The organism is Streptomyces sp. NPDC005402, assembly GCF_040606575.1.
In the GTDB taxonomy this organism is placed as follows: domain Bacteria; phylum Actinomycetota; class Actinomycetes; order Streptomycetales; family Streptomycetaceae; genus Streptomyces.
In genome coordinates, this window is the sequence record NZ_JBEXFB010000036.1 from 14,770 (window position 1) to 27,932 (window position 13,163).

At 65.6% G+C, this 13,163-nt stretch carries 6 protein-coding genes; 2 read left to right on the forward strand and 4 right to left on the reverse strand.

Features of this window, described 5'->3' with window-relative positions; genetic code table 11:
- Positions 1–12: 12 nt before the first annotated feature.
- The 4 genes from ABZT02_RS41475 to ABZT02_RS41490 form a co-directional block, all read right to left on the reverse strand.
- Entirely contained in the window at positions 13–6,510 is a 6,498-nt protein-coding gene (locus ABZT02_RS41475) for a polymorphic toxin-type HINT domain-containing protein (protein ID WP_356027594.1), read from the reverse strand.
- Between the two features lie 510 nt (positions 6,511–7,020).
- Positions 7,021–8,013 carry a LamG-like jellyroll fold domain-containing protein gene (locus ABZT02_RS41480; RefSeq protein ID WP_356027596.1) on the reverse strand — a complete coding sequence of 331 codons (993 nt, stop codon included), beginning with the start codon at positions 8,011–8,013 and terminating at the stop codon, positions 7,021–7,023.
- Complete coding sequence (locus ABZT02_RS41485; protein ID WP_356027598.1) at positions 7,925–10,726, reverse strand: hypothetical protein; 2,802 nt, start codon at positions 10,724–10,726, stop codon at positions 7,925–7,927. Before ABZT02_RS41485 ends, ABZT02_RS41480 begins: the two co-directional genes overlap by 89 nt.
- Positions 10,727–11,318: 592 nt before the next feature.
- A complete protein-coding gene (locus ABZT02_RS41490; protein ID WP_356027601.1) occupies positions 11,319–11,522 on the reverse strand; it encodes a hypothetical protein in 204 nt (67 codons plus the stop codon).
- A 234-nt stretch (positions 11,523–11,756) separates the two neighbouring features.
- Here ABZT02_RS41490 and ABZT02_RS41495 point away from each other — a divergent pair, with 234 nt between their 5' ends.
- Entirely contained in the window at positions 11,757–12,335 is a 579-nt protein-coding gene (locus ABZT02_RS41495) for a hypothetical protein (RefSeq protein WP_356027604.1), read from the forward strand.
- A 359-nt stretch (positions 12,336–12,694) separates the two neighbouring features.
- Positions 12,695–13,081, forward strand: coding sequence for a hypothetical protein (locus ABZT02_RS41500; RefSeq protein ID WP_356027606.1), 387 nt, complete (start codon positions 12,695–12,697; stop codon positions 13,079–13,081).
- Positions 13,082–13,163 lie beyond the last annotated feature (82 nt).

Genomic DNA, 13,163 nt, shown 5'->3' on the forward strand with positions numbered 1-13,163 from the left:
CATCCTCTCAGGTTAGGGGTTGCAGATTGGACATGCTGTACCGCGCCGGACGACCGAGGTTTCAAACCCGTACGTCTTCGCTAGCCATTCGTCCTTCCTTCGCTGACCCCTGGTGTAATTCGATTTATTCACCTTCACCTCGTAAAGGTGAAGGTTTCCGTCCGGGTTCCGGACCGCGATATCTACTTGACGCCTGCCGTAAGGAGTCCACAACTCAAGTCCATTCCCGTAGCTCTCGCTGTAGATATCAGACTTGTTGTAGAACTTCTCAAACGTCTCCGTCATTTCATCGACACCGGCAGCGCCACGGGCTTTGTCGTGCGGGCGAATGCCGCAGTTGCTGTTGTGAACGAGTACCGGCGTTGCCCCCGCCAGCACATAGTACGTGTGCAGCCCCTCGATCGTGAGGTTGTACGTCCTGGCGTGATGTGCGAACGCCCTGTTGCCCGTGACGATGGTGGTTCGGCGGTCGTCGGTGAGGAGGGTCATGCCGGGTGCGAGCTCGTGGGCCTCCACCCACCGCTGTTCCGACGGTGACCAGAAGGGGTGCTCGTAGGTAGCGGTGAGCTTCTCGATTCCCTGGTCGGTCGTGATGGACAGCTCGTTGAACTTCTTGTCGTTCTCGGTGCTGATGAGGTGCGTTACTTCACCGGACTTTGTTTCGCCGGTCTCGGGGTCGGTGGCCCATACTTCGTCGCCGACCTTGACGTCCTCGATGTCCTTCGTCGTGCCATCCGCCATGAGGACATCCGTCCCGGCTAGGAAGCACTGGCAACCCGAGTTCTTTTTCGGGGATGGAAGCCGCCCGAGCCCGGACGAGCCGCTCGATATGCCACCCTCACTGATTCCTGCGACCACGTTTTCGGCGAAGTAATTGAAGAAGAATTTCTTTTCCGATGGGCATCCCGTTTTGTTGCAGGAGTCCAACAGAGCTACGCTTATGTCATGCTTGGCGAGAGGTTCGTCTGGGTGGTCGAGGTGCAAGCTGAGACCGTAGTAGGACAGTTCGTCCAACCGGGCGTAGAAGAGGCTGGCGAACTCGGCGGTCCCGTGCCACTCGGCGGGAATGTGAACGCCGGGGAGAAGGGTTATGTACCCGTCGCCGTTTGCGTCCTCATTTCTTGGCCCCTCTTCCGCCCAAGTGACGTTCGTGTTCGGGAAGTCTCTGTCTTTGGATCCAGGATTCTTGACGCCGTCGCCGTTGGTGTCGTTCTGGGGGCACTCAACGTCGAAGCCCCTGTCTTTGCCGCACGTGATGAACATGCCGCTGGGGTCCGCATGAGTGACCGGGTTTTGCATGCCGTAGCTGTAGCCGTTCAGCGTCTGGTGCAGGTCCAGTTGGAGCAGGGGGTCGACGCTGATGAACTGTCCGGTGCTGGGGTCGTATTCACGCGCTCCGATGTGGGTCAGTCCGGTGCCGGCGTCGGTGCTCATGCCGAGGAAGCCCTTGTCGTCGGGCCATACGCCGGTCGTCGCGCCGCGGCCCGTGCCAAAGGGTGTGCTGTAGCGCTTGGTCAGAGCTTGGGTGGTGTCGCTGGTGACGGATACGGTGCTGGTGTTGTGCTGGTCGCCAGCTAGGAAGCTGAGCTTCTCGGTGCCGGTTTCGTTGGTGCGCAGGGCGATGGTGGCGCCGGCCGCTTGGTAGTAGCGGTTGGCCCACTTCTTGCCGGTCTTGAGGTGGACTTCGGTGTTGCCGAGGTAGAGGACGGTCTCGCCGCTGGAGGCATTGTCGCGTCGGATGAGCAACTCGCCGTCGGCGTCGTAGAGATAGTTCGTGGCGGTGGCCGACGCGTCGTCGGTCAAGCGGCTGAGTCTGCCTTCCTGGTTCCAGGCCAGGGTTTGGGCGGTGGTGGACCCGGCGTTCTTGACGCGTGTCGTCGTGTTGCCGGTGTCGTCGTAGATGTACTGCTTGGCGACTCCGGTGCAGGAGCCGGTGGTCGTGGTGGCGGTCAGGGCGTGCGTGCGGGCGGAGTCGTAGCAGTACGTGCTGGTGACAGGGGTGGCGGTGTTCTTCTTCTCGGTCTTGCGCTGACCGGAAGCGGTGTAGGTGTAGCTGGTCCAGTACGGGGCCGGCCCGCCGAGATTCGTCGTGGTCCGGCCTGAGGTCGAGCAGTCGGCTGTTTTGGGAGTCCAAGCTTCGCTGAGACGGCCGTAAGTGTCGTAGGTGAAGCACTGGTTGTCGGCACCGGTTCCGATGTCAGCGCTGTCGGAGATGCCCGTGACGTTGCCGGCGAGATCGTAGCTGTAGGTGAGGTCCTGGACGGCGCCCCGGGTCTGATCGTCGGCTGCGGCTTTCAGCAGGCGACGCGTGCCCTTCTCGTAGGTGTTGGTGAGGAAGACGCGCTTGACGCCCTCGATGTCGGACGTCCCCAGCTGGAGTTGGCCGACCTGACCGAGCGCCGTGTAGTCGGCGGCGAGCAGATAGCTGGACTTGCCAGATAGCCCGGTCTGCAGGCCGGCACTGTTGTAGACGTTGGTGAGCGATTCGGAGGGGAGACCGGCGGCGGCGGGCTCTTTGAAGCTCGAGACCGAGCCGTCCACGTAGTAATCCGTCTCGGAGGTAACTGGATTGAGCACCGCCCCGGACTTCACCAGAGGGTCGTCGGACGGCAGGGTGAGGCTGGTGGCAGTGGGCCGGTAGCGGTTGTCGTACGCCGTGACTTCCTTGGTGTACGTCTTGCCGTTGTCGTACCGGATGGACGCAGTGGGCTGCCCCTTGAGGACGGTGTCGTAGGTCCATGCGGACAGCCTGTTGGCGTCGGTTCGGCTGGTGTGCCACAGGCCGGTCTTGCGGCCCAGTTCGTCGTAGGAGTAGAGGAGCGTGCGGTCCTCGTCGTCCGTGGTGCTGTCGACCTGGTCCAGCTCCGTATACCTGGTGATCGTGGTGCCCTTGTCCGGGTCCACGGTCTTCACGGGGCGGCCGAACAGGTCGTAGGTGTAGGACCAGGCCGCGTTGTCGGGGCCGGTGACGGTGCTGGGCTTTCCGTCTCGGGTCGGCGTGTGGCGGACGCTTGTGTAGGACGTGCCGGAAGTGGAGCCGTAGGCGGTGTCGTTGGGCTGTGTGCCCGCGTAGGTGCGGGTTTCGGTGGTGCGGCCGAGGGCGTCGGTGATGGTCCGGGTGGCGTTGCCTCCGGCGGGGGCGGAGGTGGCGGTCGAGTCGCCGGTGTACGACGTGGTGGTCTCCCACTTCTTCACGCCGTCGACGAGGAAGGTCGCCGTGGTGGGCCGTGCGGCGCCATCGAACTGGGTCTGGGTCTGCGCTCCGCCCCCGTACGGTGCCTGTGCGTAGGTGCCACTGGGGCTGTTGGCACTGTCGTAGATGTCGGCGTAGGTCTCGTAGGCCAGGCCTCGGCTGTTATAGCGGGTGTCGGTCAGGACGCGTCCGCCCAGGGCCGATGGTGACTGGACCTGCAAGGCACGCAGCTGCGAGTCGAAGAGGGTGAATGTGGTGTCGTACGTGGTGCCGTTCGCTTTGAGCGTGGCCACCGACGACCAGGGCGCTTTGTTCCGGGCGATGCTGTAACCGAATTTGGCGCTGGGAGAGTCGGCAGTCTTGGAACGGCCGGGCAGCCAGGTCGCGGTGAGGCGACCGAGGGCGTCATAGGAGTGCTCGGTGCGCTTGAGGTTGGCGTCCTGGGTGTAGTTGACCGTGCCGCGGGACGGGTTGTAGCTGGTGCTTGTCTGGTGGGCCTGACCGTTGGAGGCGAGCTTGGGCGCGGTGACGACCTGAGTGGCCAGCGGGCCTGCGGCTGCCGGGTAATAGGCGGTCGTGGTGGTACGGCCCTTGGCGTCCGTGGTGGTGAGGGGGCGGCCCAGTTTCGCGGCGGCGGTGTCGTAGGTGGTGGTGGTGACGGTCTGCCAGCCGGTGGCGGCCGGAGGGTTGCGGTCACTGGTGCCGGATGCGGCAGGGTAGGCCTTGGCCCGGCCGGTCCAGGTCGGCAGGCCAAGTGTGGGGGTCTGGCCGGCCGTCCATCCGGTGGCGCCGGCGGTGTCGTAGACGACGGCGGCGTCGGACAGGACGTCACCGCGGGTGTCGGCGTTGACGGGCAGGCTGAGGGCGTCGTCCGTCTTGGCGCAGGATTTGGCGACGGTACGAGTGCGTGAGACCAGGTCGGTGAGGCCCTTGGTGTCGTTGCGGGCGTACCAGGTGCGGGTGCAGGTCTCGTCATCGGAGACGGCCCGGTCGCCCTCGTCCTCGACCTTCGTCGTCATGCCGTACTTGGTGTCGTAGGTGTACGAGGTGCCGGTGGAGCGCCACTTCTTCGCTGCCGTCAGGTAGGTGTGGCTTGAGGTGCGAGCCGTTCGGACGAAGTGGGCGGTGATGTCGGCGTACGACTTCTTCTGGCTGACCGTCTGCTGCGACCAGAAGTCGTGGACGGTGCTGGTGATCGCGGTGGCGCCGTTGTACGAGATCTCCTGCCGCAGCCGGCCGGAGTAGCGGTCGTCGTCGACGACGTCGGTGACGTCGAGGTCGTCCGTGGTCACCGCCGCGTCGTTGCTCAGGTCGATGCCCTTGACCGTCGCAGTGCGGCTGGTGCCGTCCTTGCGCTTGTCGCCGTTCATCCCCTGCATGAACAGCTTCACGTTCTTCGAGCGGGTGGTACCAGGGTCGCCGGCGTAGGAGGTGACCTTCTGGTATCCCCGCCAGACGGACCAGGTGCGTTCCTTGTTCTTGGTGAACGGGTCGTCGTTGTAGTGCCAGGCAGGGCCGGAGTAGTCGTACGAGAGCTGAGTGCCTGGGTTGCCGGCGGCGGGGTCGTTGGTGGTGATGGAGGTGACCCGGTACTTGTGGAACCAGTCCAGCTGGGTGTCGCCGCCGTTGATCGCCCAGTAGACCGGGTAGCAGGACAGACTGTTGTTGTCCTCCGCTGCCGGCATGTTGCTGCCGCGGACGCACTCCGGTTCCGAGAAGGTCACGGAGGTGATCGCGCCGGTCTCGGTCGTGATCGTGCCGATACGGGGACGGGTCAGGGGCAAGATGTTGGCGCCGCCCGGCTGGGTACCTCCCTCCACCCGGTTGGGCCGCTGCTGGTAGATGAACTCGATCGGCGGCGTCGCTACGGCGGTGCCGTCCTTGCCGGTACGGGTCAGCGAGACGAGGCTGAGGGACTGGTCGGAGCTGTTGTCGATGTCCTGCCCGTCCCAGAAATCCTGGCCCAGAGCGTAGGAGTCGACCGGCATGAAGGCGTCCGGCTCTGCCGCCCGGGACCAGTAGTAGGTGTCGATGGCCGTCAGACGCTTGCGGGTGAAGAACGTCGGTCCAGTGGCCTGGCAGTCGGTTTCACTTGCTGAGCAGATGGTGTCGAAGGGGACGTCCGGCCAGTCGTCGGCGGTGTCGGCGGTCAGCGACGAGCAACTGGTGGCGAAGCAGCGCTCTTTGTAGGAGAAGGCGACCTTGTCCGAGGCCGGTGCCGTGAACAGTGTGTCGGCACGCTGGCCGTAGCGGATCTCGTCGAGGTATCCGCCGCGCGTGTAGGGCTTCGGTGCCGCTGTGTCGCCGTTCTTGGCGTAGTGGTTGTCCTCCGCGGTGTACCAGTACGTGGAGGCGTTGCCGTGGACGTCCTGGACCAGATCGAGGTTCCAGTGCCATGCCTGGACGGTGGAACGGGTTTTGAACTCGCTGCCCTTGTCGTAGCCCGGCTCTCCGCTGTCGTCACCGAAGACGGGAACGGTCCACGCCGACTTCGTCCGCTCGGTGCCAGCGCCGAGCAACTTGTTCAGGCCGAAGGTGTACGTGGTGCCGTTGCTGGTGGTCAGCTCCCAGTACTCGCCGTCCTCGTCGTTGTTGTCCGCGCCCTTGCGGCGGACCACCTTGGAGGCGTCGTCGTCCTTGAGATGCCACTCGTCCTTGGTGTTGGTGTCGTCCTTGACGAGTTCGGTGGCCTGGCCGTTCAGCACAAGCGAGGCGTTGTCGTACTTCCAGCACAGATCGCTCTTGTCGATCTGGCCGTCGTCTTCGCACGAGCCGTAGGTGCGCTCGATGTACGACGAGGTGATGTCGAAGCCCTCACCGATCAGGCTTCCCTGGTTGTTGGTGTTCGCGGTCCGTCCGTCGATGCGGCCGGAGTCGTAGGACAACGCCAGGGACGGAGAAGGCCCCGCCGCCGCCGGCGGGGTGGTGATCGGGTACGACCATGTGAACGAGCCGGAGGAGTTGCCTGCCTGCCAGGTCGAGGACGCCGCCAGCGGGCTCGCCTTGAAGTCCCCCGCTCCCGTGGCGGAGTCGGCCGCCGTCGTCGCCATGAGGGCCATGACTGTGGGCGCGTTCTGCGAAGTGCCGGAGATCGGAAGGCGGGCGGTGAGGGTCTCGGCCTTCACGTTGTTGGTGGAGGCCAATTCGTCTCTAGGGGTACGGCAGTCCTTCTTGCCGGGTGTGGTCAGTGCGCAGGCCGGCAGGGTGACCAGACTTATTCGCGAGGACCAGTTCCCGCCGACGGCAGAGGCGAAGGAGCTGTAGTCGACGGTGACTTGAGCGTCCCCGGCCTTTTGCGCCTCGACCGTGAACAGCACGCCGGTCACCCCGGCCTGGCGGGCCGCCCGCTGATCCAGAACGACTACCTCGGCGTCGCCCCCGGCTCTCGCTCGCCCCGATGAGCCATTAGTTTTGACAGACCCCACCGTGACGACGGCACCGGCTTTCCCGGCGCCTGACAGGGACTGCTCGGTCGTGGAGGGCTTGGGCCAGCTGCTGCGGCGCTCAGCACGCGCCGAGTCGAACAGGCGCTGGTTGGCTTTGCGTTGCCGAGCCACCATGCTGCGAGCCGCTGCAGCCTTGGGTGAGGTCACCTCCACCACCCGCGTGGGCTTGACCTGGGGCACATCCGGTCGGCCCGGCAACTCGGCAGCCACAGCAAGCGGGGTGAGAGGCGCAGGTACCGACATGACGGCGGCGAGCAGCACGGTCAGCGCCGTGCGCCGGCCACGAAGGCGGAGACGGAACAGAGCAGAGGACACAGCAAGCACTCCATGGGAAAGGGACGGCCGGTGCGCGTGGGGGCGAGCAAGACGGTGAAGGCAGGGTCAGAAACCGACGACGGTCTCCACCTGGTCGACGTCCTTCACCGCGCCCGCCCACAGGCAGATACCGGTGATCCGGCCGGACAAGTAGTGACTCCAGGCACTGTTCGTCCAGCCCTTGCCCGCAGCGAACTCACCGCTGCCGACCGAGGCCGTGTAGGCCTGGGGGGGACTTTGGGCATCACTGCCGACGTAGAGGGTGATGGTGCGCGTCTGTGCGTCGTAGGCCCCCACGAGAGCGACCTCGGAGTTCAGGACGGCATCTTCCTTGCTGGACACGGATGTGCCGGAGCCGTCCGTCGTCAGGCGTCCGAAGTGCCAGCGGGCCGTCGGCTCGGTTTTGGTGACCGGATTGCCCTCGTCGTCGTATACCGGGTTGCCCTCGTCATCGACCACTGGTTCGGAGACCATTCCGGTCTTCTCCACCCAAAGGCTCCAGGACGAGCCGTTCGCCGTCCGTTGTCCGAGCACCTGAGCCCGGTAGCCGTCGGGCTTACCGAGCAAATCCTTCGTTGAGACAGCCACCTTTGTCGCCGCGGTGAACGAGCCGGTGTCAGCCACGACGGGACGGGAGAGGGTCGCCGCCCCCGTGCCATCGAGGACGAGTGCCTCACCATCCAGCGAAGCACCGGAGGACAGGCTGAGCGTATTGCCGTACCCGCTCAGGTCTGACAGGGACGTGCCATCGGCGCCATCAGGGGCGTAGTGGGCCACCAGTTCCATGAGCGCCTTGTTGTCGGCGTCCTTGAGACCCGCCTCCTTCGCGAGCTGGCCCTCGTTCTTGACCTCCTGCCATACCTTCACCTCGTCGATGTCGCCGGAGAAGTACTCGGCGAAGGCGCCCTTCGACTTCACCCGGCCGATCTGGAGGGCGCCATCTGCCGACCAGCCGCCTGTGGTGAGGGCGTCACTGCCCTGCTTGATGCCGTTGACGTACAGCGTGAGGGACTTCCCGCCGGCACTCGTGTCGACGACGGCCGCCAGGTGCGTCCACACCTTGGTCTGCGGTGCTTCCAGGGAATCGACGCGCTGGTTGTCCAGCGCCGGCCGTGGAGGTGTCGGCGTCCGCCATGCGCAGGCACCAACGGTTGGTTCCCGCGCAGTATCCGAGGAAGAAGGGGCTGCTGTTGACACCGTTCTGGCCCAGCACGGTCTGCGTGGTCCCGGTGGCTCCGAGCCGCACCCATGCGGCCACCGTGTACGACGCCTGGGTCTCCAGCAGCTTCCCGGACGTTGCAGCGTAGCCCTGGCCGCCCAGGTTCAACGCCTTGTCCTCGCCTGTCGCCCCGTTCTCCGTGACGACCCCACGGCGACCGGTGTTCACTCGTGTGCCTGCGCTGATCGTCGCGTCGTCACGGTAGACCGCAGCGGACGCGGAGACATCCACGGCGGCACCGGACGCCTCGTTGAACGTCCACCAACCGATCGGGCCATCGCTCTCACCGACCAGGAAACGCACGGCGTTCTCGCCGCCGGGCCGGTTGGCCGCATCCCGCGCCTGAACGGTCAAAGTGACGGTGCCCGAGTCGACCGGGCTGATCGACTCAGTGCGCGTTGGTCCGTTCTGCCAGGCACGCCACGTGCTGTCCGTGGACAACTTGTACCGGTAGGCCGCGTTCACGTCACCCGACGTCGGCCCGAACGTGACCTTTCCCGCGACATTCGGCTTGCCCGCAACGGTGCAGGAACCCGGCAGACACGGACTGTAGACGGAATCGAATTTGATGGTCGGCGGCTTGGGCGCCGTGCTGTCCACTGTGAAGTAGCAGTACTTCGTCCAGCCGCTGCTCAGCTTGGAAGCCCCCTTGTTGTAGTACGTGCTGGTCGCGGCTCGGTAGCGGTACTGCTTTTTGTCCGCCAGTGTGGCGTCCCAGATCTTGTTCTGGGCGGCCCCGTCCCGCGTGTAGCCGGTGGGCGGACTCTCCGAACCGGTGGTCGGTTCCTTGGCATCCGACCAGGTGCCGTCGGCGTTCTTCACGTCCACGTCGAAGTAGACACGCAGCGACTGGTCGGCCTCCCCACCCGATGCCGTCTGCGCGGTGGCCGCGAGACTCGGTGTCGGGTCCGTCCACATGGTCGGCGCGGACTCGTTCGTCGAGCAGATCTCAGCTGTTCCGGTGTCCAGCCCGTACGCGGTCGGAGTGGCCGGCTTGCCGACGTAAGTAACCCTGATCGTTGCGTCGTCGTCGAACCGCTTCCAAGCGATCGGGTCCGACTCGTCCTTCGCCATCAGCATCAGCGTGAGGGTGGAGAATTTGCCGTCCGCGAACGCCTTGACGGTCGGGGTGAGATTCTCGTCCGGCTCGTCCTTGGTGTTGTCCGCGAAGATGATCGGCGCTCGCGGTTGTGGAGGGGTGCAATTCCCGCCGCGGCCTGCGGACACATTCCGGTCGCCCATCTGGTCCCAGGAGTTGTCGGACTTCGGTCCACGGGGGCCTGGCCACTTGGAGGATGAGGAGATGCCGTTGGTGCGTTCCAGGTCCACCCAGCGCGGGTCGCACGAGAACGACCACGTCTCGGTGATCTCGAACTGCGCGGACAGAACGTGCTTGCCCTTCAGCTTGCCCGGCGCGAACTCGAAGTACATGCGGTTGGTGTATGCGCTGCCGGTGGTGCAGGAATAGACGTAGCCGCCGATCACTGCTGAGCCGCAGCGGCCCACGCTCATCCCGTTGTCGCCGCCGGAGAAGTTGTAGAACACGTCGCCGTCGGAGGACAGAACGGTGCGCTCGGATTCGCCCAGGTCAACGGAAGGATCGATGTAGAGCGGTAGTTCGGCTGCGGTCGTACTGGCGATCAATCCAGTGTCCGGGGTGACGACCACCGAGGAAGCGGTGACATCGACGTCCATGACTGCTGTTTCGTCCCCCATGCCGGGGCCGGTCAGCGGATCGCCTTCGTCGATCGGACCGGCGGGGCGTTCTTCCCCGGCGGACGAAGCCTGAATCGGCGTCACTGATGCGCTCTGCGGGCTGGTTCCCTCTTCCTGCGTGGCGACCGTTGGGGCCCCTGCGGAGTTCCACATGCGCGCCGATGGTGAGCGGAACACGACCTGGCCGTTGCCATCCGTCGCTTCCATGCTGCCAGCGGCACCCTCACGCATTTTCAGGCCGTAGGCGGCCATTGAGTACTCAAGCGAGGCCAGCTCAGGGCTCTTCGCTGCCTCCAGGGTCTCAACCTTCAGAACCTGCCGGAATCCCTCCACCGTGGCCGTCAGGATCAGGTTCACATCTGGGAGCACGTTCTCGTAGACGGCCCGCTGCCCCTCCAAACGGGGCTCGGGCAGCGGCCCCGGCCACCCCAGAGTGACCGACTGGCCGTCTTTGCCGATGGTCACAAGGTCTTCGCCGTCACCGCCGGGAGAAAAGGACAGGTCGACCGCGGCAGCTTTGGGCCCTACAGACCCGTCGGCGTGCTTCACCAGCGTCGCGTCTGGCTCCGCCCACCCACCCCCGGGTTTTTCCACCCGCACCGGAACGATCGACTTGTCCAACCTGAACGTTTCACCATCGGGGTTGGCGAAGACCGTCTCCCGCTCGGTCCGTTCACCAACCACCTCGACCGGCTCACCGGACTCCTTCGCGTCCAGCTGTGCCTGCTCGGTCGCCGACAGGACGCTGCGCTCGACCGCTGCAGCCGGCGGGGCGGCAAGGGACGGCGCCAGGCCGGGGGTTGTCACCAGCACGGCGAGCGCCGTCAGCGAGACCATCCTGGCGCGTCTCCGTCTGACGGCATGCGGCCGCCACAGTCCCCCGTTGCCCATTCCCCACCCCTTGTTCACACGCTTCACACAGGTGGGCAAATCAGATGCCATGAACTGGTAAGTGTCAGGTAAATAGCGGTAGCTGAAAACCCATCACCAGACCCCCTGGCGGGATCCGACGATCATTCATGTAACGGGACAAAAATGAGCTCTACCTACGGGCGCCATGCCTGCCGTCAAGACGGAGAAGGGCACATTTTGAGACGTAGTTCAGCACGTTTTCGTGCATGAGCAGGCCACGGCCCTTCGTGCGCCGTGAAATCCGCCCGGTGCGGGAGGACGGCACTCACGAAGTGCTCGGCGAGCCGAGGACGGACGGGAGCAGCACTTCGAGCGGGCTGGCCGCTGGCCAGCATGGGGCGTGCCCCCTGCCGGGGGCCGCGTGCAGGTGAGGGCCGGGTCCCTTTCGGGGACCCTCGCCGGACGGGTGCGCGCCCGGGGCCCGTTGGCCCCGAAGTGGGTGGGCCCCCGGCACCGTCCTTCCGGTGCGAGGCCCATGTGTGTTGCCGGCGCCGGCTGTGGTTTCGGGCGTCGGGGGTCAGGTGCGCCGGCGCGGCACACGCGTCCGGTGCACGAGCGGGATGCCGAGGCGGGCGGCCACTGTTTTTCCCAAGGCGGAGATGACGTGGCCGGGGGTGGCGTCACGCAGCGAGATCACCCCGTACTGGACCCACTCGCCCCGCTTCGACGTGCTGGTGTTGATGTGCTGGCCGAGCCGGGTTGCGGCGGCCCCTCGGTTCAAGGGCCGGTTGGGGGCGGTCCTCCCGCAGTTCCAGGCGTTGCCGTTGGGGTTGACCGCGATGTAGATGGCCTTGTCCTCGTACCCGGAGTCCCGCGCCCGCGTGCGTGCGCAACAAGGCCGACCTCCTGACCGCGCTCGCCGAGGCCTAGGGGAAGGACGGCGCCCCGCCCCTGCGGACCCTTGGGGCGCTTGTTCGCGCGGTAGCTAGGGCCGTTCACGCCCAGGATCATGTCCATGGCAGGATGTGGTGCTGCCCGGCTCCCGGCGCCGGGCCATTCCTTGGGGGAAGCCTTCAACGCATTCCGGCATGCCCGTACCGCGGTGGCCGCGGCGGCCGTACTGCTCGCCACGGCCTGCCAGGAGAGCACGGACCCGGCTGCCGCATCGCAGTCGCGCACCGCGGCCTCCGCCACCGCCGAACTCTCGACCTCGCCGTCCCCGGCAGCAAAGACCCGGGACGAGGTGATCAGCGATTTCCGCTACGCCACCAGGTCCTTCGACCTGGGGTTGACCGTGGTCAAAGACCCCATGAACCGTGAATGCGTGGCGCATTCCACCGCCTTCTCCCGGACCGAGCCCGGCGAGAATGACCTGCTGCGCGTGGTCAGCCACCTCAAGGAGCGCGGATGGCGCCTGCGCGGCGAGGTAGATGCCGGCGGCGCCACCTTCCTGGAGTCGGGCGGCTGGGAGGCCGTAACAGGCGTCGGCCCCCTCTCGGGCGAGACGGCAGATCAGCACTCTTCGGCCGCCGGCGCCCTGGCGCTGAGCGCCACGTCGACCTGCACCAAGCCGCCGAGTCCCTCCCCGCGTTAGGGAACCCGCCCTGGCCGTGAGCGGGAGGACGCCAGCGGAGCAGGAGAGCACCGACGACCTCCTGCGGCTGGCCGCCGATTACGGCGAGTTGCACACGTGGGTTATTTGAGGCGAGTTGCTGGATATCGTCAGCAGGCTGTGTTTGTAGGCTTGGACCCCGACGGTACGCCGACGTCCCCATGAAAACGGTGAACTCCCATTTGAACCGTGCGCGCTGACGACGAGGACGAGCACCTGCAAAGACTCCTGGTCCATGTTCTCGCCATACTCGCAAAAGGGCGCAGGGCAGTACGGATGAATGTGCTGAGCTGGATTTTCGTCCGTGGGCTCGTCAGCAGTAGACGTGGGACGATCGTGCAGTGCAGAGTCCAGTTCTCTCGTTCCGTCGGCGCCTGTTGATGGAGGCGCTGACCGTCTTGGCGGCTGACGCCCAAATCCAGGTGCTCTGGCTGGTCGAGCATGCGGTGATGACGGACGAGATCGCTCTGGGCTTCGATCACGCCTTCCGCATGGCCGATGCACTGGTGGCCGAGGGCCAGCTCGCTCACGCTGTCGTTGCTGACTTGCAGGAGATCGACGTGATCCTGAGCGGGATGAGCGGTGGCGAGAACGCTGATCGGTGGACAAGTAATGCCCTGTCCACCGATGAGGGATGGGCTCTGGCCCGGCGGCTGGCCCGCCGGGTCCTCGTGGCGGAACTGGGAGCATGGCAGCAGCCCCTTCCGGAAGTCTCTGTCATCCGGTGACGGCTCCCCTGCTCGCGCTGGTCACACCACCTGGGTGTCCCGCTCAATGGCGGCCGACCGGTTCTTGAACCAGTAGCTAGTA